Origin of the sequence: Thalassobius vesicularis, assembly GCF_004799325.1 — a bacterium.
Taxonomy (GTDB): Bacteria; Pseudomonadota; Alphaproteobacteria; order Rhodobacterales; family Rhodobacteraceae; genus Thalassobius; species Thalassobius vesicularis.
This window is the reverse complement of the sequence record NZ_SSMD01000001.1, coordinates 405,501-430,133: the sequence shown is the minus strand read 5'-3', so window position 1 is coordinate 430,133 and position 24,633 is coordinate 405,501. Positions and strand designations below refer to the sequence as shown.

Below are 24,633 nucleotides of genomic sequence, written 5' to 3'. Positions count from 1 at the left end.
CCGTCTCACACGATCACGTCCATCCGGTCCTGAGCGCCCACGCCGAACACGCGCTTGTACCGCGCAATCTCGTCCGCCGGGCCCATCGCCTTGTTGGGGTTGTCCGACAGCTTCACCGTCGGCCGCCCGTTCGCGCTCACCGCCTTGCACACCAGTGAAAACGGCGCCAGCGCGTCGCCCTCGGTCAGGCCGCGGAAATCGTTGGTCAGCAATGTCCCCCACCCGAACGAGGGGCGGCACCGTCCCGCAAACTGCTGGTGCAACTCGCGGATCTTGTCCACCTCCAACCCGTCCGAGAAGATCACCATCTTCTGCGTCGGATCCTCGCCGCGCTCGCGCCACCAGCGGATCGCCGTCTCGGCACCCGCCGCCGGGTCGCCGCTGTCGATCCGGATCCCCGTCCAGCCCGCCAGCCAGTCCGGCGCGTTGCGCAGAAACCCTTCGGTGCCGTATGTATCCGGCAGGATGATCCGCAGGTTGCCGTCGTGCTCTTCATGCCAGTCGGCCAGCACCTGATAGGGCGCCTGCGCCAGTGCGGCATCGCTCTCAGCCAGCGCCGCATAGACCATCGGCAGCTCATGCGCGTTGGTGCCGATCGCCTCCAGATCCCGGCTCTTGGCGATCAGGCAGTTCGAGGTGCCCACGAATGCGCCCCCCAGCCCCTCGCACATGGCCTGCACGCACCAGTCCTGCCACAGGAACGAGTGCCGCCGCCGCGTCCCGAAATCCGCGATCTTCAGCCCCGGGATGTCGCGCAGGTTTTCGACCTTGCCCCACAGCTTGGTCATCGCGCGGGCGTACAGCACCTGCAATTCGAACCGGCCCATGTCGTGCAGCACCGCGCGTCCGCGCAGTTCCATCAGCACGGCCAGCGCCGGGATTTCCCACATCATCACCTCGGGCCAGCTGCCCTCAAAGGTCAGCTCATACTGCCCGTCGCGTTTTTCCAGGTGGTAATCCGGCAGCCGCAGCGCCTCGAACCACTCCATGAAATCGGGCCGGAACATCTGGCGTTTGCCGTAAAAGGTGTTCCCGCGCAGCCACGTCGACTCCCCCCGGCTCAGCGACAGCGACCGGATGTGGTCCAGCTGTTCGCGCAACTCGCCCTCGTCGATCAGATCGGCCAGCCGGATCGAGCTGGATCGGTTGATCAGGCTGAACGTCACCTGCGTGTCCGGGTTGTTGCGAAACACCGACTGGCACATCAGCAGCTTGTAGAAATCCGTGTCGATCAAAGACCGCACGATCGGGTCGATCTTCCACTTGTGGCTCCAGACTCGGGTGGCGATGTCCAACGGTGCGGTCCTTTTGATGCTTCACACCGTTGATACGTCAGCGGAATCCGTGGGAAAAGCCCTTTCGCAGTCAGCTGGTCGGCCGCATCTCGGACAGGTTGCGGTACAAATCGGCCTTGCGCAGCGGTTTGGTCAGGAACCCGTCCATGCCGGCGGCCAGACAGGCGGCCCTGTCGCTGGCAAACCCGTTTGCCGTCAGTGCCACGATGCGCGGTTGCGGTCCGGGGCCGTCCCGTATGTGGCGGGTCGCGGTCAGCCCGTCCATCCGCGGCATCGCCATATCCATGTACACGATGTCCGGTCGGTGATGCTGGACCATTTCGATCGCTTCGACCCCGTCCAATGCAAACAGCAGCCGGATCGGGGTCTTTTGCAGGAATTTCTCGATGATTTTGCGGTTGGTGCTGTTGTCTTCGGCGACCAGCACGGTCAGAGCTTCGGGCAGCCCGGCGTCCGACAGGGACGAACCAGCCTCTGCCCCGGGGCTCAAAGCGCGCGCCATCGGCAGGTCGATCACAAAGCACGAGCCGCTTCCGGGTTCGGACCGGGCGGAAATCGTGCCGCCCATCGCCTCGCACAGCCGGCGCGAGATCGACAGCCCCAGCCCGGTGCCGCCGAACCGGCGCGTGGTGGCGGCGTCGGCCTGCGCGAACGGGTCAAAGATGTGGTCCAGCCGGTCCTGCGGAATGCCGACACCGGTGTCGCGAATCTCGATCCTCAGTCGCCAGCCGTCACTCTCCGGGCGGGCATGAGCGTGGACGGTGACGCCGCCGGCTTCGGTGAATTTCACTGCGTTACCGATCACGTTCAGCAGCACCTGCCGCAACCGCGTGTCGTCACCGCGCAGATGTGGCGGGACGCCGTCGGTTTCCAGGCCCAGATACAGCCCCCGCGCGCTGGCCTGTGACCGCAATAGCCGGACCACGTTGTCCAGGCATGCGCCGGGGTCAAAGTCGATCGGACTCAGTTCGACCCGCCCGGCCTCTAGCTTGGACAAGTCCAGGATGTCGTTCAGGATGGTCAGCAGCGCCTCGGCCGAGTGGCGGATGGTTTCGGCATAGTCGTGATAAGTGGGCGGCAAATCCGCCTCGCACAGCAGGTCGGCCATGCCGATCACGCCGTTCATCGGGGTGCGGATTTCGTGGCTCATCGTGGCCAGGAAGTCCGATTTCGCGCGCGTGGCCGCTTCGGCATCCAGCTTGGCGCGGGCCAGTTCCTGCGCGTGTTTGCGCGCTTGCGTCACGTCCCGCTCGACCGAGACGACCGTCTCGACCGCGCCGGTTTCGTCGAGCACGGGGACCAGCGTGATCTCCATCCAGATTTTCTGGCCGTCCTTGCGATAGTTCAGAATCTCGGCCCGGTGCGACCGCCCCGCGCCGATCGCGGCAGCGATTTGGTCCGAGACGGCCGCGCTGGTTTCGGGGCCGTTCAGAAACTCGCTCGGGCGGCGGCCCAGCACCTCCGCCATGCTGTAGCCGGTCACCTTTTCGAACGTGTGATTGACCCACTGAATGCGGCCCTCTGCGTCCGACATGATCACGCTGTCCATCGCGTGGCGCGCGACCAGAGACAGGCGGCGGGCGTCTTTCTGGTTCTCGCGCAGCTCGACATAGGCGCGGGCCAGATCCTCGCTCCGCAGCAGGGCGTCGCGCCGGTTTTGCCGTTGGCGCGCAAACCCCTGCACCATGTAGCGCACGAAGATATGCGCCATGTAGGCCATCATCGTCGCGCCCAGCAGGTCGAAAATCATCAATTCCGGCGGGTCGGGCAGGGCGAACAGCGCCATATGCGCGAACAGCAGCACCACGCAGCTGGCATAGACCCCCAGCCGCGCCAGAGTCGCCGCCGGATGGAACGGCAGCACGATCCCGGCATTGATCACCGCGCCGGTCAGGTAGGCCAGGGTAAAGAACGTCCCGCCCTCATGCGGGGTGTTGAACCAAGACAGCGCCACCGCGCCTGAGATCGTCATCGCCTGCACGGCACCCGTCACGGTCGTCCACAGCCGGACCCGCACGAACGGCACGCCCCGGTCCAGCATCAAGGGCACGCGCCGCAGCAGCAGGCAGTCCAGCGCCTCGCCCAGCAGGGCCAGCGCGCAGGCGATGGCGCCGATCACCGGCGAGACCAGGAACACCAGAAAAACTGATCCCGACAGCGTCAAAATCTGCCGCGACCAGAAACTGCGCAGCCTGCCCTGCGCATAGCGCCGCAGTCGCCCCTCGGGCGTATAGCGCGCGTCGAAGGTTTCGACGGTAGAGGCAGTGTCGGTCATGTGCGGGTCCGTGCCAGGGGTCTTGCCCCGCACTATCCGCCAGCAATGGTAAACAGGGCCTTATCAGCCGTCCGAAAGTTTCACCCCGGCCGCCCGCATCCCCTCCAGCGCGGCGGCAAGCGAGCCGTCCAGATCAATCGCCCGGCACAGGTCCAGCCGCACCTCGACCTCGAACCCCAGCCGGGCCGCATCCACGGCCGAGAAATTCACGCAGAAATCCGTCGCCAGCCCGACCATCCGCACGCGCGTCACCCCACGCGTGCGCAGATACCCCTCCAGCCCGGTCGGCGTCACATGGTCGTTCTCGAAAAAGGCCGAGTAGCTGTCGATCCCGCGCCGAAACCCCTTGCGCAGGATCATCTGCGCCCGGTCCACCGCCAGATCAGCGTGAAACGCCGCGCCATCCGTCCCCTGCACGCAATGATCCGGCCACAGAACCTGCGGGCCATAGCTCATCTGCGTCAGGCTGAACGGCGCCGCCCCGTCATGCTGCGACGCGAAAGAGCTGTGGTCGGACGGGTGCCAATCCTGCGTCAGCACGACGGTTTCAGCCTCCTCCATCAGCCGGTTGATCCCCGGGACGATCAGGTCGCCCTCGGGCACAGCCAGCGCGCCGCCGGGGCAAAAATCGTTCTGCACGTCGATCACGATCAGGGCTTGGGTCATCTCGGCTCTCCTTTGTGCAAAGGCGTAGGGCGCACGTCCGGCGGCGTCAATCTTTGCGCTTGCGAATCAGGTACCAAGGTACCAAGATTGCCGCATGAAACAGATCGAACGCACACAAACCGGCCTGCGTCTGGAAAAACGCCTGCTCAAGGTGATGAAGGCCCTGGCCGAACACCTGGATATGCCCGTCGCCGAACTGGTCGAGGGCATGGCGCTGCACGCCTTCGAAGGCAAGGCGCCGTTCTCGCCCGCCACGCTGGAAAAGATCGCACTGCTGAAACAGGTCTACGAGTTGGACCTGAGCGCCGCCGACAGCCACAAACTGCGGGAAACGCCCGATGCCTGACTATGCACAGATGCTGGCCCAGCTGGACGCAGGCACTCTGGACCCGTCCACATTCAGCCACACGGCCCATATCGGCATTACCGTACAGGCGCTGACCGAAGGCGACTTCTACACCGCCCACGCCCGCATCGCCCGCGGCCTGCAACGCCTGACCACCGCCGCCGGCGCGCCCAAGAAGTTCAATGCCACACTGACCTTCGCCTGGCTCAGCGAAATCGCCCGCCGATACGTGCCCGACCAAACCCCCAACGATTTCCTGCGCGCCCTTCCCGAATTGGCCCAACTGGACCTGCGCCAAATCTACCCTGCAGACCTGATTCAAAGCGAGCTGGCGCGGCGCGTCCCCCTGCTGCCTGTTCAGACTGAACCGTAGAGGAGGGGGCCAGCCCCCTCGGCCTGCGGCCTCACCCCCGGGATATTTGGAAAAAGAAGAAGGGCAGGGCGCGGCTTTCTGCTTCTTTCTGATCTTAAATACTCACGGCGTGACCGTGCCAGAGGCGGGGCGCGGCAGACGGGGGCGCGAGCGGGTCAGGATCAGCAGCATGATCCCGATATTCAGGAAATTCCACACGATCCCGTTCCAGAAGGCCATCTGGTAGCTGCCGGTCACGTCGTAGATCCAGCCCGACATCCAGCCGCCCAGGGCCATGCCCAGGATCGTGGCCATCATGACGAAACCGACGCGGGCGCCGGCTTCTTTCGCGGGCATGTATTCGCGCACGATCACTGCGTAGCTGGGCACGATGCCGCCCTGGCTGAGGCCGAAGATCGCCGAGACCACGTAGAGCGAGACCAGCCCGTCGAAGGGCAGGTACAAGAACAGCGCCAGGCATTGCAGGGTCGACCCGATCAGCAGCGTTTTCACGCCGCCCAGACGGTCGCTCAGCATGCCCGAGATCAGGCGTGAGACCACGCCTCCCAGTAGCATCAGCGACAGCATTTGGCTGCCCACCGCCGGACCATATCCCAGATCTACGCAGAAGCTGACGATATGGACCTGCGGCATCGACATCGCCATGCAGCAGCCGATCCCCGCAATGCCCAACAGCCAGGCCAGCGTGGCCGGCTTGAAGCCGGCCGAGCGGGCGCGTTGGCCCGAGATCGCGTCTGAATGGGCCGTTGCCTCCAGTGGGACGCGCCGGCGCAGGAACAGCGACAGCGGCACCACCGCGCCGACGACGATCACCGCCAGCACCATGTAGACTCCGCGCCAGCCCATCGTTGCCTGCACCCCGGCCAGAAGTACCGGCCAGATTGCGCCAGACAGGTAGTTGCCGCTGGCCGCGATGGCCACCGCGATGCCGCGTCGTTTCAGGAACCACAGCGAGACATCCGCGATCAGCGGGCCGAAACTGGCCGCCGTGCCGAAGCCCACGAAGAAGTGCAGCGCCGTCAGGATCAGTACCGTCGGGCTGATAGCTGCCGCCGCGAAGCTGGCCCCGATCATCACCGCCGCCCCCGACAGCGCCACCGTGATTCCGAACCGGTCCACGATGCGACCGATGGCGAAATTCCCCAGCGCAAAGCCCATCATCGTCATGGTGTAGGGGTACGAGGCCGCCGCGCGCTCTAGCCCGAATTCGGCTTGCACGGCGGGCATGACGACGATCACCACCCACATGCCGATATTGCCGATCATCCCGATCAGCAACGACACTCCAAGGCGGAGCCACGCGTAACGGCTATCCAGAATATCTGCTCCCATGTGGGCGACATTCTGCGCCAATCGAGCGTCTGTCCAGCCCGTATTATTCCGGCTGGATCATTCTGGCTGGCCGGGGCGGGTGCGCAGGGCCTTGACCTCTCCGCGTTGTTTCTTGGCCTCGATCCGGCGGCGTTGGCTGGCTTTGGTCGGTTTGGTGGGGATGCGCCGCTTGGGCGCGTGGGTGGCCTGTTCGATCAGTTCGGCCAGGCGTTGGCGCACGATCTCGCGGTTGCGGGTCTGGCTGCGGGTCTCGTCGCATTGCAGCACGATCGCGCCGTCCTTTGTCCAGCGCCGACCGGCCAGCCGTTTCAGCCGCGCCTTGACCGGCGGCGTCAGCGAGGGGCTGCGCTCTGCCTCGAACCGCAGTTCCACCGCCGAGGACACCTTGTTCACGTTCTGCCCGCCGGGGCCCGAGGCGCGCATGAACTGCTCGGTCAGCTCCCAGTCGTGAATGGTGATCGTGTCGGTGATGCGCAGCATTTTCGAATCGTACGGTTTTCGGCGGTTTTCTTACAGTTTCCGGGGTTAACCGATTGTAACACCATCGGCAAAGCAAGAGGGCCGCCCTTGCGGTGCGGCCCCCAGAGATTGAAGGAGGTGGCCCTGGTTAGATGGTCACCAACTTGGATTTACGCACCCGAGGGTTGCCCCGTTAGCGTATCCTCCACGCTGTCCCAACACCATTCTCCGCGATCCCGTTAGACACTAGAGCACCTCCTTTCGAATGTTGTTCACACTGGTAGCGTGGCACAGAAATGCTCAATGTCAAAACAAAATCATGTGGTGCGGGTAGTAAGTGCCCCCACGATGATGCGGAACGGCACAAGTGCCACCAAAGCAAGCGACAGCTTCACCAGCCAGTCGGCAAAGCCCAGCGAGACCCACAGCGGCACCACGGGGCCGACGCCGATCAGCGGCAGGGCTTCGTTCGCCCAGCTGACATCGTTCATCGGTTCCAGCCCGGTCAGGGCCGCCGAAAACGCGATGCTGAAGAAGATCGCCGTGTCCAGCGAGCTGCCCACCAGCGTCGAGGCCAGCGGCGCGCGCCACCAGCTGCCGTTGCGCAGGCTGTTAAACACAGAGATATCAACAAGTTGCGCCACAAGGAACGCCAGGCCCGAGCCGATGGCGATACGCAGCGTGACGGCCGGATAGGTGTAGCCGTCGCCCTCAAGCATGATCTGCGTGCCGATCAGCGAGCAGATGACGCCCACGACGAAACCGGCCACGACGACCTTGCGCGCGGGGCCTGCGCCATAGACGCGGTTCATCACGTCGGTGACCAGGAAAGTGAAGGGATAGGTAAACGCCCCCCAGGTCAGCCATTGGCCGAACAGGAATTGGACGAGGATATTGGCGGCCACAACGATGGCAGCCATGGCAAGAATGCCAGGAATATGGGTGCGGTTCATTTTCTGATCCGTTTTTACATGGTAGCGGCGACATGGTTCCCGACCATCGGGAACGGGCGGCGTTTAGTGGGTTGCGCCCTTGTTTGCAAGGGATTTCGGCAAAATGTATTCCACGATCTGGCCGGGCAGCAGCGCCAGGAAATTGTCGTCCGAGATCATGGTCAGCCGGATTTGCCCTTGCCCGTCGCGCCAGACCGACAGCCCCTCCAGGTTGCCATGCCGGCGGGCGGGGGTGCGCAGGATCAGCCGCGCGTCGCTCAGCTCCGGCCCCAGCGCGAACGAGCGGACCCGGCTAGCAAAGCCCAATCCGGCAAAGTGCCGTTCCAGAATATACAGCCGTCCGTCGGGGCCGACATCCGCGCCGACCGGCAGAAATCCGTGGCTGCGCACGTATCCCGGCAGCTCGGTCCAGCCGTCCACGTCCTGCCGATAGACGGGGGTTGCGCGATTGCGCCGGAAACTGCGCTCGGGGATGGTGATCAGGCGGCCCTCGGGGTCGATCGCCAGCGCCTCCAGCCCGCCGTTGCTCGGCAGGGTGGCGAAAAAGATGGGCGTTTCAATGCGTGCGCCGGTCGTTTCGCCGACGGGATAGGCAAGTATCTGATGCGCGCCCTCAAAACTGACGAACAGCGTGCCGTCCGGCGCAACGGCCACCCCTTCGGCGTCATTTGCCATCCCCCGCACCGGTTTGCCCCGCGTATCCCGCAGCGACAAAATCGGTTTCGCGCGCACTCCGGACAGGTGCCCGCCCTCGCGCAGCAGGCTTCCCCGCAACACGCGCCCGCGATCCGAGACGATGACGAATTCCGCCCCGTCCTCCGCCAGATGCAGCCCCGAATAGCCCCCCAGCCGGGACCGGTCCCGAGGCAAATCCAGCACCCGATCCAGCAAAGCCGGGCCGGGATCAAACGGCCGCCGGTCGGCAAGGCCGACCAGCAGAGCCAGAAAAATTACTGCGATTGCAAGACGTTGACGCATTGGCCGGGCAGGTCGCTCATTGTCAGTTCACGCCGCGGCTTGGGTTTCGGCGCGTTGGGGTCCGGCGGTTTGGGGTGCAGGATGTCATAGACCCACTGCTCGGCATCCTTGCAGCCGTCGCCGGGCGGCGGAGCATCCTGCTCATCGCAATTCGCACCCGCCGGGCAGTTCAGCCGGACGTGGAAATGGTAGTGATGCCCCCACCACGGCCGGATCTTGCGCAGATACGAACGGTCGCCCTTTTCGTCCTGGCACATGCGCACCTTGGCACCGGGGAACACGAAAATCCGGGCGACACGCGGGTCTTGCGCGGCGGCCTTCATCAGCTCGTGGTGCTGCGGTGTCCAGTTCTCATTGACATAGGCACCGTTGGATTTTCTCAATGAAATCGAGGAGATAGCCTCGCGTTCGGCGCGGCTCAGGTCCAGCCGTTTGGGCGGCAGCATCCAGACGTCGATGTCCAGACCGATCTGGTGGCTCCGGTGCCCGGTCAGCATCGGCCCGCCGCGCGGCTGGCTGACGTCGCCGATATACAGCCCCTTCCAGCCCGGCATTTGCGCCGCTTTGGCCGACAGGTCGCGGATGAATCCCAGCGTCTCGGGATAGCCCCAGTTGCGGTTGCGGCTCAGGCGCATGGCTTGCCAGGTCGGGCCGGTCTCGGGCAATTGCGCGCCGCCGGCCAGACAGCCCTTGGCGTAGCTGCCCAGCGGTTCCGCCGGTTGGGCCGAGCCCTTGGACTGCGCGCCGAACAGCTTCTTCGCCTCGACCGAGCGCATGGCGATCGGAATATCAGCCTGCGCCGCGCGATGCGGCACCGGGGTCGTCGTCCCGCCGCAAGAGGCGATCAAAAACGCAGTGGCAATCAGGAGGAGGCGTCGGACCATGTTTGGCGGTTCCCTTCGGGTTTGACCCAGCGTAGCAGGACCAGTCCGATAAGGAAAAGCACGATCAGCGGAGAAACGCCCAGTTGCTGGCTTTGTGTCACTGCCGTCATCACACCGATGGACAGCGGCGCCAGGAACGAGGTCGCCTTGCCCGCCAATGCGTACAGCCCGAAGGCCTCGGTCATCTTTTCGGGGTTGGCTTGGCGCACCATCATCGTCCGGCTGGCCGACTGGATCACGCCCCCTGCCGCGCCGATCAACGCGCCCAGCACGTAGAACACGATGTCCGGCAGTTTCGAGCCTTCGGCAACCGGAATGCCGTACACGCTGTCACGCGCCACGAACACGATCGAGATCGCCACGAAGCTGAGGACCAGGATGCACGCCTTGATCACAGGTTTGGGGCCAAATTTCTTGTCCGCATGGCCGCCCAGCCAGGCAAAGATCGCGCCCGAGATGATGGCCAGGATGCCGAACACACCGGTGTCCACGACGCTCCAGCCCAGCACGCCCGCGGCGTAGATGCCGCCGAACACGTACATGCCGTTCAGCGCGTCCCGGTAGAACATCGACGAGGCCAGATAGGCGAACAGCGACGGGTTGGATGGCAGGGCCTTCAGGGTGCTGACGACCTCTTTCAATGCTTTCTGCACGGCGCCTTTGGGCGGTTTGGCGGGTTTGGGATCGCGGACCCACAGGAAGAACGGGATCATGAAAACCGCGTACCAGATCGCCGTCAGCGGGCCGACGAAACGGGTGCCTTCGCGCGCTTCGGCATCCAGACCCAGGGCAGGGGACAGGCCGACAAAGGTTTTGCCGGTGGTCGCGCTTTCGGCAAAGAACACCAGCATGATGACCAGCGCAAACAGCCCGCCGACATAGCCGAACGCCCAGCCGTTGCCGGAAATCCGGCCTATGTCTTCCTCGGTGCCCAGATCGGGCAGCATCGAGTTGGTAAAGATCGTCGCGAACTCCATCCCGATCATGCCGACGGCGAACCACAGCAGGGTCAGGGTCAGGTTGAAATGGCCGGGGGCGGCCCACCACAGGCCGAACGCACCCAGCACGTACATGACCGAGAACAGCCAGATCCAGCGCATCCGGTTGCCCGAGGTGTCCGCCATCGCGCCCAGGATCGGCGCCAGAACGGCGATCACGAAGCCCGCCGCACCGATGCCAAAGCCCCACGCCGATTGGGCAGCGGTGCCGTCGCCCAGCAACTCTTTGATATATGGCGCAAAAATGAACGTGATCAGCAGCGTGTTATACGGCTGGCTGGCCCAGTCAAAGAAAAACCATCCCCAGATGCGTTTGCGCATGGATTGCCCCAATCATCCTTGGCTAGACCACAAGTTAATCAAGGTTATGGCAGGCTAAATGTAACGCTGGCAAGTCAATCCTGCATCGGCGGCCAAGGGCGCTGACCCTCGGCAGCGATCCAGGTGGCGATCCATTCGGGGGTTTTGACCTCGGGGACGGTGACCATGATGTCGCGGATCACCGTCTCGGGCGCGACGATCCCGTTCCGGTCCGTGACGGCGGTTCGGTAGACGATATGGTTGGCGCATTCGCCGTCGGATTTCCACATCGACTGCTCGATATAGATGAAGCGGTTGTCCCAGCACACCGCGCGCGAGCGCATCTCGATCACCTCGAACACCCGGATGCGGCGGCGATAGCGGACGCAGGCCCCGGCCATCGTCATGCCCCAGCGGTTGCGCTTCATCGCGCCCAGCAGGCCCGCGCGTTTGGCCAGGATCATCCGGCCCAGATCGTACAGGGTCAGCGTCCGGCCGTTGTTCAGCTCCATCCACAGGTCGATGTCCCAGGGCAGGCACATGTGATGCGACACATGCGTGCCGTCAAAGGGCAGCGCCGGGGCGTTGCGGAATTTGATGAATTCCTTGGTAAAGCGCAGGACGGGGTACATGGGCGGACTCCTTTCCCTGCCAGATGCTGCAACTGCGAAACGCCGTCAACCCGAACCGGGCGTCAAACGCTTGCCCTTTGCGTCGCGGATGCTTACCTGTTGGGCAAAGACGGAGAATTGCCCCATGATGTCACTGTTTCAAATCCTGATGCTGCTGCTGGACCTGGTCTGGTACGTGATCCTGGCCCATGTCATCATGAGCTGGCTGATCAGCTTTCAGGTGTTGAACCTGCGTCAGCAATTCGTCGCGCAGATCTGGTACGGCCTGAACCGGCTGCTAGAGCCGCTCTACGGCCCGATCCGCCGCGTGCTGCCTTCGATGGGCGGGCTGGATCTGGCGCCGCTGGTGGTGATCCTTGGCATCATCATGCTGCGCATCATTCTGGTGAACAATATGGCGCTGTTCTACTGATCGCGCCCTTGCCCCACTACCCGTAGTGTGGGAAAACTTGGGCCTGAGCAGATATAGAAAACAGGCCCATGTCCCCCGCGCAGACCATCCTGAAGGACGTATTCGGATTCGACGCCTTTCGCGACGGCCAGGATGACGTCGTGCAAGCGGTCGCCGCCGGGCAGAACGTGCTGGCGATCATGCCGACGGGCGGGGGCAAATCCCTGTGTTTCCAGCTGCCCGCGCTGCTGCGTGACGGGGTGACGGTCGTGATTTCCCCGTTGATTGCGTTGATGCGCGATCAGGTCCGCGCCCTGCGCGAAGCGGGGGTCGAGGCCGGCGCACTGACCAGCGGCAACACGCCTGAGGAAACCGATGCCGTGTGGGAGGCGCTGGAGGCCGGCCGGCTGAAGCTGCTCTACATCGCGCCCGAACGCCTGTCCGCCGGGTCCTCCCTCGGGATGCTGCGCCGCATCGGCGTGAACCTGATCGCCGTGGACGAGGCGCATTGCGTTAGCCAATGGGGCCACGATTTCCGTCCCGACTACCTGCGGATCGGCGAATTGCGCCGCGCGCTGAATGTGCCTCTGGCGGCCTTCACCGCCACCGCCGACGCCGAAACCCGCGCCGAGATTGTCGAGCGTCTGTTCGACGGCCAACCGCCGCAAACCTTCCTGCGCGGGTTTGACCGGCCCAACATCCACCTGGCCTTTGCCGCGAAAAACAACCCGCGCCAGCAGATCCTGAGCTTCGCCGCCGCCCGCAAAGGCCAGTCCGGCATCGTCTATTGCGGCACCCGCGCCAAGACCGAGGCGCTGGCCCAGGCCCTGCGCGAGGCTGGCCATGCCGCCTGCCACTATCACGGCGGGATGGAGGCCGACGACCGTCGCCACACCGAAACCCGCTTCCAGCGCGAGGACGGCCTGATCGTCGTCGCCACGGTCGCCTTCGGGATGGGCATCGACAAGCCCGACATCCGCTGGGTCGCCCACGCCGACCTGCCCAAATCCATCGAGGCGTATTACCAGGAAATCGGCCGCGCGGGTCGTGACGGCGCCCCCGCCGAAACCCTGACCCTGTTCGGCCCCGATGACATCCGCCTGCGCCGCGCCCAAATCGACGAGGGGCTCGCCCCGCCCGAACGCCGCTCTGCCGATCACGCCCGCCTGAACGCCCTGCTGGGTCTGGCCGAGGCTCTGCACTGTCGGCGCGCCACCCTGCTGCGCTACTTCGGGGAAACCGAGGTGAAGTGCGGCAACTGCGATCTGTGCGACTCTCCGCCCGAAATCTTCGACGGCACGCAGCCCGTCCGCATGGCCCTGTCCGCCATCCTGCGGACCGAGGAATGGTACGGCTCGGGCCACCTGATCGACATCCTGCTGGGCAACCTGACCGACCGCATCCGCGAGAAAGGGCACGACACGCTGCCCACCTTTGGCGTCGGACGCGAGTATGACAAACGCCAGTGGCAGGCGATTTTCCGGCAGATGATGGGGCACGACCTGATCCGCCCCAACCCCGACCGCCACGGCGCGCTGCAAATGACCGAGGCCGCCCGCCCGATCCTGCGCGGCGAGGCCCAGATCGACCTGCGCCGCGACACCATCCGCGACGCGCCCCGCCGCCCCGCCGTCAAGGCGCTGGTCTCGGACGAGGACGCGCCGTTGCTCTCTGCGCTCAAGGCCAAACGCCGCGCGCTGGCCGAGGCCGCGAACGTCCCCGCCTACGTCATCTTCAACGACCGCACCCTGATCGAGATGGCCGAGCGCCGCCCCACCACGCTGGACCAGATGGCGGGCGTCAGCGGCGTTGGCGCGAAAAAACTGGAACGCTACGGCGACACTTTCCTTGAGGTGATCACTGGCGCGGCCGAGGCCGTCCACCCCCAGCGTCGCAAACTGGCCGGGCGCGAGGCAGGCAGCCTTTATGACCGACTGCTCGAGGTGCAGGCCGATCTGTCGCGTGGCGAGGACGGGCTGGACAAACCACTCAGCTGTTCGGCCTCGCTCTTGGCCAAGATCGCGCAGACCCGCCCGCAGGACGATGCCGCGATGGTGCGTATCCTTGGCGACCGGCGGGCCGAACGCTTTGGCGCGGCCTTTCTGGACGTTCTGCGCGAAGCCGGTTAGAACTGTTCTAAACCAACAGGAGCCACCATGCTGATCGTCGTATCCCCCGCCAAAAAGATCGACACCACCCCGGTGACCGGCCTGACGCCGACCAAACCGCAATTCCAGGCAAAGGCCGCCGAACTGGTCCAGGTCGCGCGGGATCTGTCGACGGGCGATCTGCAAAAGCTGATGCATATCAGCGATGCGCTGGCCAAGCTGAACTACGAGCGGTTCCGCGATTTCGACACGCTGGACAGCAAACCCGCCGCGCTGGCCTTTGCCGGCGATACCTATGTGGGCCTTGAGGCGGGTTCGCTCGAACCAGACGAGATGGACTGGGCCCAAAGCCATTTCCGCATCCTGTCTGGGCTTTACGGCCTGCTGCGCCCGCTGGACGCCATCCGCCCCTACCGGCTGGAAATGGGCAGCCGCCTGAAAAACCCGCGCGGCAAAACGCTTTATGACTTCTGGGGCACCGACATCGCACAGGCGCTGAACGCGCAGGCCGAACAGCTGGGCACCGACGTGCTGGTCAACTGCGCCAGCCAGGAATATTTCGGCGCGGTCGACACCAAGGCGCTGTCGTTGCGCGTCATTTCCCCCGTCTTCATGGAGGAAAAGCCCGGCGGCCCGAAGATCGTCAGCTTCTACGCGAAACGCGCACGCGGCGCGATGGCACGCTACATCATCCAGCGCCGCCTGACCGACCCCGCCGCCCTGACCGAGTTCGACACCGGCGGCTATCGCTACAGCCCCGAGATGTCGGAGCCCGACCGCCCCGTCTTCATCCGCAGCGCTCAGGTGGCCGAGGCCGCCTGATCCGCCTCGCTCACCGGTGCCTGTGCGGCGGGCGGCCGGTGACGGACCAGCGCCTCCAGAATCGCGGATTTGCGCAGGGGTTTGGTCAGGTAGAAATCCAGACCAGCCGCCAGGATACCTTCGCCGTCCCCCTCCATCGCGTGGGCGGTCATCGCGATGATCGGCACGTGGCCGCCGCTGTCGGCCTCCAACTCGCGTATCTTCCGCGTGGCTTCCTTGCCGTCCATGCCGGGCATCGAGATGTCCATGAACACTACGTCCGGTTTCATTGATTGGTACAGCGCCAGCGCCTCGGCCCCGTCATTGGCAAAGGACAGGTCGATCCGCGCGTCCTTGACCATCTTGCGGAATACCAGCTGGTTCGTCCGGTTATCCTCGGCCGCCAGAACCCGCATCAGGCGCGCGTCGGTGGGTGGGGCGGCGCTGGTTTTCTCGGGGTCAGGCGCGTCGATGTCGGCCCCCAGCGCCTGCAGGCGGGCGAACAGGTCGCGGCGCGGGATCGGCTTTTGCATGATCGCCTGCACAAAAGCGCGGCCGCGGTTCATCTCGGCATAGGTCGAGTTCGAGCTGAACAGCAGGATCGGCACCTGACTGCCGCGGTCGCGGATGGCACGGGACAGCTCGATCCCGTCCATTTCGGGCATGTTGTGATCAGTCAGCACCACGTCGAAACTGTCGTCCAGCATGTCCAGCGCCTCTGCCCCGCTGGCGCAAACCTGCGTCTCAATCCCAAGGATCGCCATCTGCTTGGCCAGGATTTCGCGGTTCACCGACAGGTCGTCGACTACCATCGCCTTTTTCAGTTTTTCCGGCAGTACCGGCGCCGCGTCGATGGCATCAGTCGCAGGCAGAGTGATCCGGAACCCAAAGGCAGAGCCGACCCCCTCTTCGCTGTCCACCCAGATGCTGCCCTGCATCAGGTCGATCAGGCGCTGCGTGATCGCCAGCCCCAGCCCGGTGCCTTCGAACTTGCGGTTCCGCTCGTCCTCGACCTGGTTGAACTCGCCAAAAATGTGCTCGACCTTGTCGGCGGGAATGCCGATGCCGGTGTCCTCGATCGTGACGTGGACATGGGTGTCCAGGCTTTCACCGGGTTGCACGCCGACCACCCGAACCAGCACGTGGCCCTCTTGCGTGAACTTCACCGCGTTGCCCAGAAGGTTGGTCAGAACCTGCCGGATGCGGCCCGGATCGCCGATGAACATGGTGGGCAGGAACAGGTCGTAATCCACCAGCAGGTCGATGTTCTTGTCCCGCGCCAGCGGCTGCAGCAGCATGACGATCTCGTGGATGCACCGTTCCAGATCGAAGGGCTCGGGGTGCAGCTCCAGCTTCTTGGCCTCGATCTTCGAGTAGTCCAGCACGTCGTTGATGATGACCAGCAGCGCCTCGCCCGAGGATTTGATGGTCTGCACATATAGCTGCTGTTCCTGCGACAGCGGCGTGTCGGACAGCAGCTCGGCCATGCCGACGACCCCGTTCATGGGGGTGCGGATTTCGTGGCTCATATTGGCCAGAAAGGCGGATTTGGCGCGGCTGGCGGCCTCGGCCTTGGCGCGCGCCTCTTTCAGCTCTTTCTCGTATCGGACGGTTTCGGTGATATCCAGCGCCAGGCTGACCACGTCGCCGCCGTGGCCGCGTTGGTCGATCAGCTTGATGTAGGTGTCGTTCCACAGCCGCACCACGATCGGCGGCGGCGACGGCGTTTCCCAGCGTTTCTGCATCATCGCGCGCCAGTTGGCCGGGGCGTAGTCGCCGATGTTGACGATGCCTTCCTCGGTCATCAGCTGCAGGATGCGGGCGTAAGATACGCCCGGGGCGATCTCCTCCAGCCCGTCGAAAACCGCCAGGTAGGCGTGGTTCGCGGCGATCAGGTGGCTGTCCACGTCGAAAAACGCGAACCCGTCCTGGATCGTCTCGATCGAGTGCCACAGGCGCCGCTCGGCGATCTCGACCTTCTGGTGCGCCACCGTCAGGTCCGAGCGTACCTGCTGCGCCTCGTTCCGGATGGATTCGACCTGCGCGCGGGTTTCCACGATCTCTTCGGACAGGGCGCGGGCATGACGGCCCAGCGTCTGGTTGGCGGCAAAGAGTTCGGCTTGCTTCAGCTCCAACAGCCGTTCGGCGGCCAAGCGGGCGCGCCTTTCCTCGGCCAGTTTCTGGGCAAGACTCATCTCAGGGTTCCCGGTCATTGCAGAATCGCTGGGCCCGAGATTGGTCCGCCGATGGTGAACATCCGCTTAAAAACGTGAAGACAGTTGAGCGTCTGAATCATTGATTTTGCGAACGGCCCCGTGCCACGATCCCGGCATTGTTGAAGGAGATCTTTGATGCGTCGTTTTCTTATGGCCGCCGTTGCGGCCACCCTTGGCATGGCTCCGGCTTTCGCGGCGGACGAGGTGCCGGAAAAACGCCTGATCGTAACCAGCAACGTGGATTTCTACGGGGCGGATCTGGGCTCGCTGTTCGACACGACCTATCAGGCGTGTATGAACCTGTGCCTGTCCGACGCAAGCTGCCGCGCCTTCACATATAACGGCAAGTCAAAGGCCTGCTTTGCGAAATCCTCGGTCTCGGAACGCAAACCATACGATGGCGCATGGTCGGCCGAGGTGGTGGACACCTCGCAATCGGTCAAGGATCTGGCGGCGAAACGCGCCCCCGATCTGGTCTTCATCAACGAATACGATATGCGTGCCGCCCGCGATCTGGCGCGTGACATTGGCGGCACCCACCCGTCGGGCCAATACGTTCCAAAGGATCTGCTGACCGCTGCCCAAGAGCGCCTGAAAGAGCAAGACTGGCTGAACGCGATGCGCTGGACCGGGGCGGCCCTCAGCCATCTGGACCGAGGCGATTTGTGGGCCGAATACGCCCGTCTGAACCTGACAATCGAGCCCGCGAACAACTCCGAGCGTAGCAAGTATTCGAACCGGGGACGGTTGGCCGCGATCAACGCCTACCTGCGTGCGGAAAACGCCGCCCAGCAGGTCACCGCGCTGCAAATCATGGCCGAAGGGATGGAGCGCACCGACCGTGGCCGTCAGATGATCCCCGCGCTGCGACTGGCGCTGGACCTGCAGCCCAATCGCCAGGACATCTCGGATGCGCTGGACGGGGCGATCGGCAAATACGGGTTCCGCGTCGTTGAACACAAGGTCGAAAGCGATCTGGCCGCCCCGCGCATCTGTGCCGAATTCTCCGAGTCGCTGGTCACCAGCGGCGTCGATTATTCGACCTATGTGCGCCTGCCGTCGGCAGGTCTGAACGTGGTCGCAAACGACACCTCGGTCTGTGTCGAGGGGGTCGAGCATGGTAGCCGCTACCGCATCACTTTCCGCCAGGGCCTGCCCGCCGCCAGCGGCGAGCAGATGGCCAAGGACATCGACCTGACGGTCTATGTCCGCGACCGCAGCCCCGCGGTTACGTTCCCCGGCCGTGGCTATGTGCTGCCCCGCACCGCCGACGCAGCGCTGCCCATCGAAACGGTCAACCTGTCCCGCGTTGATCTGAAACTGCGCCGGGTCAGCGACCGCAACCTGCTGCGCGCCATCCAGGAAAGCTATTTCGGCCGCCCGCTTTCGTATTGGGAGGACGAGGATTTCGCCGACAACATCGCCGAAGAGGTCTGGTCCGGCACCGGCGACGTCGCCGAAGAGATGAACCGCGACATGACCACCCGCCTGCCCATCGGCGAGATGATCCAGGACCTGCCCGCCGGCATCTATGCCCTGTCGGCCAGTATTCCGGGCACTGATCCCTACGATCACCCCGCCGCGACGCAATGGTTCGTGCTGTCCGATCTGGGCGTCAGCAGCCTGTCCGGCACCGACGGGATGCACGTCTTTGTCCGTTCGCTGGCGAATGCCGGGGCGGAACCCGGCCTGACCGTGACCCTGTTGTCCAACGCCAACCGCGTGCTGGGCACCACCACCACCGACGAAAACGGCCACGCCCAGTTCGAGGCAGGGCTGATCCGTGGCACCTCGGGTGCCGCACCCGCGCTGCTGGTGGTCGAGAAAGGCGATCAGGACATCGCCTTCCTGTCGCTGAAGGACCCGGCGTTCGATCTGTCCGACCGTGGCGTCGAGGGCCGCGAACCGGCCCCGCCCATCGACGTGTTCGCCGCCACCGACCGTGGTGCTTACCGCGCTGGTGAAACCGTCTACATGACCGTGCTGACCCGCGACGGGCTGGCCCATGCCCTGACCGACCTGCCGATCACCGCGATCCTGACCCGCCCGGACGGCGTTGAATATGCCCGCCACCTCTCGGTTCAGGATGCGCAGGGCGGCCATGTGCTGCAAATGCCCATCGGCTCGACCGCGCCGCGCGGCACGTGGAAGGTGGACATCAAGGCCGACGTCAACGCCGCCCCGCTGGCCACCGCGAAATTCCTGGTCGAGGACTTCCTGCCCGAACGGATCGACTTTGCCATGGACCTGCCCGAAGGCACCCTGCGCCTTGCCGACATGCCCGAGATGAAGATCACCGCCCGTTACCTGTTCGGCGCCCCCGGGGCCGGGCTCAAGGCCGATGGGATGATCCTGCTCAGCGAGGCCCGCAGCCTCGACACCTTTCCCGGCTACCGCTTTGGCCGCTATGACCGGCCCTTCACCGCGCGCACCCAGTACCTGAGCGCCGAGGACACCGATGCCGATGGCGTCACCACCTTGCCCATCATGTCCGACATGATCGAGGACACCTACGGCCCGATGACCGCCCGCATCGTCGTCAACATGTACGAAGGCTCGGGCCGTCCGGTGCAGCGCGAAATCCAGCGCATCTTGGCCCCCGAAAAGCCGCTGATCGGGATCAAGCCGCTGTTCAACGATGTCCTCCCCGAAGGGACCGAGGCCGCGCTGCAACTGATGGCGCTGGACGCCTCCCTGGCCCCCGCCGCCATGCCCGTGCGCTGGACGGTGAACCGGGTCGAGACGCGCTATCAGTGGTATCAGGAATGGGGCAGCTGGAACTGGGAACCGATCACCACCCGGTCCCGCGTCGCCTCGGGCGAGGTCACGCTGGGCACCGACCCGCTGACCGTGACCGCCCCCGTGCAGTGGGGGCGTTACGAGCTGATCGTCGAAAGCACCGAGGATGACAGCGTCTCGGCCGCGACCGAGTTCTACGCCGGTTGGTACGCCCCCGCCGATGTCACCACCACCCCCGACACGCTGGAGCTGTCGCTGGATCAGCCCGGCTATCACTCCGGCGACACCGCGACCCTGCGCATCGTGCCGCGCTATGCGGGCACCGCGCTGGTCACCGTGATGTCCAACCGCGTGATCGCCATGAAAACCGTCGAGGTCACCGAGGGCGAGAACCTGATCCCGCTTGAGGTCACCGAGGAATGGGGCGCCGGCGCCTATGTCACCGCCTCGGTCATCCGGCCGATGGACGTGGCCGCAGGCCATAACCCCGCCCGCGCGCTGGGCCTGTCCTACGCCAAGATCGACCCCGGCGCGAAACAGCTGTCCGTGACGGTTGAGGCCCCCGAACAGGCCGACCCGCGCGGCACCCTTTCTGCCGCGGTCAAGGTCGAGGGCGTGGCCGCAGGCGACACCGCCTATGTCACCGTGGCCGCCGTCGATGTGGGTATCCTGAACCTGACCGGCTTCAAATCCCCTGATCCGTCCGCTCATTACTTCGGGCAGCGCCGTCTGGGCGTCGAGATCCGCGACGTCTATGGCCGCCTGATCGACGGCATGAACGGCGCGATGGGGCTGGTGCGCTCGGGCGGTGACGCCGGTAACGGGGCGCGCTTCCAGTCGCCTCCGCCGACCGAGGAGCTGGTCGCCTATTTCAGCGGCCCCGTTCAGGTCGGCCCCGATGGCCGGGCGCAGGTCGCCTTTGACCTGCCCGCCTTCAACGGCACCGTCCGCCTGATGGCCGTGGCGTGGTCCGACACCGCCGTCGGCCAGGCCCAAGCCGATGTGCTGGTGCGCGATCCCGTGGTCGTCACCGCCAGCCTGCCGCGTTTCCTCGCCCCCGGCGACACCTCGCGCCTGATGTTGGAGATTGTCCACGCCACCGGCCCCGCAGGCCGCATGGGTCTGGACGTCACCGCCGATGGCCTGACCCTCAGCGCGCCGCCGCCCTCGGGCCTGGACCTGGCCGAGCATGGCAAGACCGTGCTGCGGTTGCCCGTCACCGCGGGCGAAGTGGGCGATCACACGATCCGCATCGCCCTGACCACGCCGGATGGCAAGCAGTTGGTCAAACAGCTGACCGTCCCGATCCGTCAGAACGACCCGGCGATTTCCACCACCCGCCGGTTCGAGCTGGCCGCAGGCAAGACTTTCACCCTCGACACCAACGTCTTTGCCGGGCTGCGCAGCGGCACTGGTCTGGCCACCTTCACCGCTGGGCCGCTGGCCCAGCTGAACGCGCCCGCACTGCTGGCCTCGCTCGACCGCTACCCCTATGGCTGCACCGAGCAAGTCACCAGCACCGCGATGCCGCTGCTCTACCTGTCCTCGGTCGCGCAGGCGATGGGGCTGGGTGGGGTCATCGACATCGACAAGCGCATCAATCAGGCGGTGGAACGCGTGCTGACCCGTCAGGGCTCCAACGGTGCCTTCGGGCTGTGGAGCGCGTCGTCCGGTGATTTCTGGCTGGATGCCTATGTCACGGATTTCCTGTCCCGCGCCCGCGCCGCCGGGTATCCGGTGCCGGACCTTGCCTTCCGCATCGCGCTAGACAATCTGCGCAACCAGCTGAATTATTCCGCCGATTTCGATTACGGCGGCGATGCACTGGCCTATGCGCTGATGGTTCTGGCCCGCGAAGGGGCCGCCTCGATGAGCGACCTGCGCTACTACGCCGACGTGAAGGGCGACGCGTTCAGCACCCCAATGGCCGCCGCTCAGGTCGCTGCCGCGCTGGCCATGTACGGCGATCAGACACGCGCCGACGCGATGTTCACCCGCGCCGCCCGCATGATCCAGCCCGAAGAAGGCAACAGCGCCGCCGTCTGGCGCGCTGACTACGGCTCGAACCTGCGGGATACCGCCGCCGTTCTGGCCCTCGCGGTCGAGGCTGGCTCCTCTGCCATCGACGCCTCGGCGCTGGCCGGCCGCATCGCGCAGACCAACCGCACGCTCTCGACCCAGGAAAGCGCTTGGGCGCTGATGGCCGCGCACGCGATGGTGCAGGACCCCGGCGTTTCCGGGATCGAGATCGACGGCACCCCGGCCTCGGGTCCGCTGGTCCGGATGCTGCAGGATAACCTGTCTGTCCAGCCCGCCGCGATCCGCAACACCCGTGCCAACCCGGTGCAAATCACGCTGACAACCACCGGCGTGCCCGATCATGACGTTACTGCGGGCGGCTACGGCTACCGCATCGAACGGGCCTACTTCACCACCGAAGGGCAACCGCGCGATCTGGCCTCGGTCAAGACCGGCGAGCGTCTGGTCGCGGTGCTGACGGTGACCCCGTTCGAAAAGGGCGGCGCGCGACTGATGGTCAACGACCCGCTGCCTGCGGGGCTTGAGATCGACAACCCGTCGCTGTTGCGCTCGGGCGATGTGCGCGCGCTGGACTGGCTGGACCCGGCCAACACCGAGATGGCCGAGTTCCGCGATGACCGCTTCATCGCAGCCGTCGACTGGCGCACGGACAAGCCGTTCCAGCTGGCCTATATCGTCCGCGCGATCAGCCCCGGCACGTTCCACCAGCCCGCCGCCACCGTCGAGGACATGTACCGTCCGCAATACGCGGCCAACACCTCGTCGGGCAGCGTGACCATCGCAGAATGACACGGCTGGCCCCCTTCGCGCTGGTCCTGGCCCTGTGGGCCGGGGCCGCCGCGCGCGATGCGGTCGATGACTGGGTGGCGCGCACCGATCTGCCCGTGACGGTCGTCGAACACTCGACCGAGGTGCGCGACCGCAACGGCATCCTGCTGCGCGCCTATACGGTAGCGGATGGTCGGTGGCGCTTGCCGGTCAGCGCAGATCAGGTCGATCCGCGCTTCATCCGGATGCTGCTGGCCTACGAGGACGGGCGTTTCTACGACCATTCCGGCGTCGATGCGCTGGCCCTGCTGCGCGCCACCGGGCAGGCTGTTCTGAACGGGCGCGTTGTCTCGGGCGGCTCGACCCTGACCATGCAGGTGGCCCGCCTGCTGGAAAACGGCCCCACCGGGCAATGGCGCGGCAAGCTCCGCCAGTTGCGCGTCGCCCTCGCGCTGGAACGGCACCTGACCAAGGCGCAGATCCTGAACCTGTACCTGTCGCTGGCCCCCTATGGCGGCAATATCGAAGGCATCCGCGCCGCCACGCTGGCCTGGTTCGGCAAGGAACCCACCCGCCTGACCCCGGCCGAGGCCGCCCTGCTGGTCGCCCTGCCGCAAGCGCCCGAGGCGCGCCGCCCCGACCGCCCCGGCAACAGCGCCGCCGACGCCCGCGAACGCGTGTTGCAACGGATGCAAGAGGCCGGCGTTCTGACCGCCGAGAACCTGCAAGCCGCCCGTCTTGACCCGGTCCCCACCGCGCGCCAGCCGTTCCCCTCGCTGGCTCCGCACGTCGCCGACCGCATGATCTCCGCCGCCCCCGACCGGCAGCGCCACGACCTGACGCTGGACTCCATCCTGCAATCCCAGCTCGAGGCGCTGGCCACCGACGCCCTGCGCGGCAAACGAGGGGAGCTGTCCATCGCCCTCCTCGCCGCCCGGATCGAGGACGGAGAGATCCTCGCCTCCGTCGGCTCGGCTGGCTACGCACCGGGGCAGGGGCAGGGCTTTATCGACATGACCACGGCGCTGCGCTCGCCGGGGTCCACGCTGAAGCCGCTGGTCTACGCGATGGCCTTCGACCAAGGGCTGGCGCATCCCGAAACCCTGATCGACGACCGCCCCGTCAGCTTTGGCCGCTACGCTCCGCAAAACTTTGACGGCCAGTTCCGTGGCCAGATCAAGGTCGCCGACGCCCTGCGCCAGTCGCTGAACATCCCCGTCGTGCTGCTGACCGACCAGCTGGGCCCCCTGCGCCTGATGTCCGCGCTGCGCCAGTCCGGTGCGCAGCCGGTGATCCCCGGCGGGAAACCCGGCCTTGCCGTTGCTTTGGGCGGAGTCGGCGTCACCCTGCGCGATCTGGTCCAGCTTTACGCCGGTCTGGCCAATGGCGGGCAGGCCGTCGCGCTGCACGAAACCGGCGCGGCGCAACCCGGCGCGCGCTTTGTCAGCCGCTCGGCGGCGTGGCAGGTCGGCTATATCCTGTCCGGAATGACCCCGCCCCCCGGCGCGCCCGCGAACCGGCTGGCCTACAAGACCGGCACCTCTTACGGGCACCGCGATGCCTGGGCGATCGGCTTTGACGGCACCCATGTGATTGGCGTCTGGATCGGCCGCCCCGATGGCACCCCCGTACCCGGCGCCTTCGGCGGAGACGTCGCCGCCCCCGTCCTGTTCGAGGCGTTTCAGCGCCTCAAACCCCAGCTGGACCCGCTGCCGCCCCCGCCGCCCGAAACCCTGCTGGTCACCGCCTCGCTGTTGCCGCAACCCCTGCGCCGGTTCCGGGGCCGAGACGCCGCGTTCCTGCCCGATGCCGACGCGCCGAAACTGGCCTTCCCGCCGGATGGCGCGCGCCTGCCGCTGGACTCGCACGGGCTGGTCGTCAAACTCCGCGATGGCCGCCCGCCATTTACCCTCCTTGCCAACGGCCAACCCATTCTGACCGGCGGCCGCGACCGAGAGGTGATGCTGCCCGCGATGGGCAAGGGCTTTGTCACCCTGTCGGTGATCGACGCGCAGGGGCGGTCGGACCGGGTGAATATCCGCGTCGACTGAGGCCAACGAAAAAGGGCGGGGAAAATCC

At 65.6% G+C, this 24,633-nt stretch carries 18 protein-coding genes; 7 read left to right on the top strand and 11 right to left on the bottom strand.

Annotated features, from left to right (window positions below; all coding sequences use genetic code 11):
• Positions 1 to 5: 5 nt before the first annotated feature.
• The 3 genes from pncB to pncA all read right to left on the bottom strand — a co-directional run bounded on the left by pncB (position 6) and on the right by pncA (position 4,236).
• Positions 6 to 1,295 (bottom strand): nicotinate phosphoribosyltransferase, encoded by a 1,290-nt coding sequence (pncB, locus tag E7681_RS02145; protein WP_136337609.1) that lies wholly within the window; start codon positions 1,293 to 1,295, stop codon positions 6 to 8.
• 70 nt (positions 1,296 to 1,365) lie between these two features.
• Complete coding sequence (locus E7681_RS02140) at positions 1,366 to 3,570, bottom strand: PAS domain-containing hybrid sensor histidine kinase/response regulator (RefSeq protein ID WP_136337608.1); 2,205 nt, start codon at positions 3,568 to 3,570, stop codon at positions 1,366 to 1,368.
• Between the two features lie 63 nt (positions 3,571 to 3,633).
• Complete coding sequence (gene pncA, locus E7681_RS02135) at positions 3,634 to 4,236, bottom strand: bifunctional nicotinamidase/pyrazinamidase (RefSeq protein ID WP_136337607.1); 603 nt, start codon at positions 4,234 to 4,236, stop codon at positions 3,634 to 3,636.
• 94 nt (positions 4,237 to 4,330) lie between these two features.
• On the opposite strand from pncA, the gene E7681_RS02130 reads away from it, so the two are divergent.
• Entirely contained in the window at positions 4,331 to 4,582 is a 252-nt protein-coding gene (locus E7681_RS02130) for a hypothetical protein (protein WP_136337606.1), read from the top strand.
• The gene (locus E7681_RS02125; protein WP_136337605.1) at positions 4,575 to 4,955 is read left to right on the top strand and encodes a hypothetical protein; all 381 of its coding nucleotides are present in this window, start codon (positions 4,575 to 4,577) and stop codon (positions 4,953 to 4,955) included. Before E7681_RS02130 ends, E7681_RS02125 begins: the two co-directional genes overlap by 8 nt.
• 102 nt (positions 4,956 to 5,057) lie before the next feature.
• Here E7681_RS02125 and E7681_RS02120 read toward each other — a convergent pair whose 3' ends face one another.
• The 7 genes from E7681_RS02120 to E7681_RS02090 all read right to left on the bottom strand — a co-directional run bounded on the left by E7681_RS02120 (position 5,058) and on the right by E7681_RS02090 (position 11,491).
• Positions 5,058 to 6,287: an MFS transporter gene (locus E7681_RS02120; RefSeq protein ID WP_136337604.1), complete on the bottom strand. Its 1,230-nt coding sequence runs from the start codon at positions 6,285 to 6,287 to the stop codon at positions 5,058 to 5,060.
• Between the two features lie 57 nt (positions 6,288 to 6,344).
• Positions 6,345 to 6,767: an alternative ribosome rescue aminoacyl-tRNA hydrolase ArfB gene (gene arfB / locus E7681_RS02115; protein WP_136337603.1), complete on the bottom strand. Its 423-nt coding sequence runs from the start codon at positions 6,765 to 6,767 to the stop codon at positions 6,345 to 6,347.
• 296 nt (positions 6,768 to 7,063) lie between these two features.
• On the bottom strand, positions 7,064 to 7,699 hold the full coding sequence (locus E7681_RS02110) for a queuosine precursor transporter (RefSeq protein ID WP_136337602.1): 636 nt from the start codon (positions 7,697 to 7,699) through the stop codon (positions 7,064 to 7,066).
• A 63-nt stretch (positions 7,700 to 7,762) separates the two neighbouring features.
• A complete protein-coding gene (locus E7681_RS02105; protein ID WP_136337601.1) occupies positions 7,763 to 8,677 on the bottom strand; it encodes an esterase-like activity of phytase family protein in 915 nt (304 codons plus the stop codon).
• The gene (gene mepA / locus E7681_RS02100; RefSeq protein WP_136337600.1) at positions 8,650 to 9,561 is read right to left on the bottom strand and encodes a penicillin-insensitive murein endopeptidase; all 912 of its coding nucleotides are present in this window, start codon (positions 9,559 to 9,561) and stop codon (positions 8,650 to 8,652) included. Before mepA ends, E7681_RS02105 begins: the two co-directional genes overlap by 28 nt.
• Positions 9,540 to 10,880 (bottom strand): MFS transporter, encoded by a 1,341-nt coding sequence (locus tag E7681_RS02095; RefSeq protein ID WP_136337599.1) that lies wholly within the window; start codon positions 10,878 to 10,880, stop codon positions 9,540 to 9,542. Before E7681_RS02095 ends, mepA begins: the two co-directional genes overlap by 22 nt.
• Before the next feature lie 74 nt (positions 10,881 to 10,954).
• Positions 10,955 to 11,491 carry an acyl-CoA thioesterase gene (locus E7681_RS02090; protein WP_136337598.1) on the bottom strand — a complete coding sequence of 179 codons (537 nt, stop codon included), beginning with the start codon at positions 11,489 to 11,491 and terminating at the stop codon, positions 10,955 to 10,957.
• 124 nt (positions 11,492 to 11,615) lie between these two features.
• Here E7681_RS02090 and E7681_RS02085 point away from each other — a divergent pair, with 124 nt between their 5' ends.
• The 3 genes from E7681_RS02085 (at position 11,616) to yaaA (ending at position 14,812) form a co-directional block, all read left to right on the top strand.
• Positions 11,616 to 11,903, top strand: a complete 288-nt coding sequence (locus E7681_RS02085; RefSeq protein WP_136337597.1) for a YggT family protein — start codon at positions 11,616 to 11,618, stop codon at positions 11,901 to 11,903.
• A 68-nt stretch (positions 11,904 to 11,971) separates the two neighbouring features.
• Entirely contained in the window at positions 11,972 to 14,011 is a 2,040-nt protein-coding gene (recQ, locus tag E7681_RS02080; RefSeq protein WP_136337596.1) for a DNA helicase RecQ, read from the top strand.
• Between the two features lie 27 nt (positions 14,012 to 14,038).
• Entirely contained in the window at positions 14,039 to 14,812 is a 774-nt protein-coding gene (gene yaaA / locus E7681_RS02075; RefSeq protein ID WP_136337595.1) for a peroxide stress protein YaaA, read from the top strand.
• On the opposite strand, the gene E7681_RS02070 is transcribed toward yaaA, so the two are convergent.
• The gene (locus E7681_RS02070) at positions 14,791 to 16,986 is read right to left on the bottom strand and encodes a response regulator (RefSeq protein WP_136337594.1); all 2,196 of its coding nucleotides are present in this window, start codon (positions 16,984 to 16,986) and stop codon (positions 14,791 to 14,793) included. The genes yaaA and E7681_RS02070 overlap by 22 nt on opposite strands.
• Before the next feature lie 156 nt (positions 16,987 to 17,142).
• Between E7681_RS02070 and E7681_RS02065 the strand changes: the two genes are divergently transcribed.
• Both E7681_RS02065 and pbpC read left to right on the top strand, forming a co-directional pair.
• Positions 17,143 to 22,575: an alpha-2-macroglobulin family protein gene (locus E7681_RS02065; protein ID WP_136337593.1), complete on the top strand. Its 5,433-nt coding sequence runs from the start codon at positions 17,143 to 17,145 to the stop codon at positions 22,573 to 22,575.
• Complete coding sequence (pbpC, locus tag E7681_RS02060; RefSeq protein WP_136337592.1) at positions 22,572 to 24,605, top strand: penicillin-binding protein 1C; 2,034 nt, start codon at positions 22,572 to 22,574, stop codon at positions 24,603 to 24,605. The genes E7681_RS02065 and pbpC overlap by 4 nt, the downstream gene beginning before the upstream one ends.
• Positions 24,606 to 24,633: the final 28 nt, after the last annotated feature.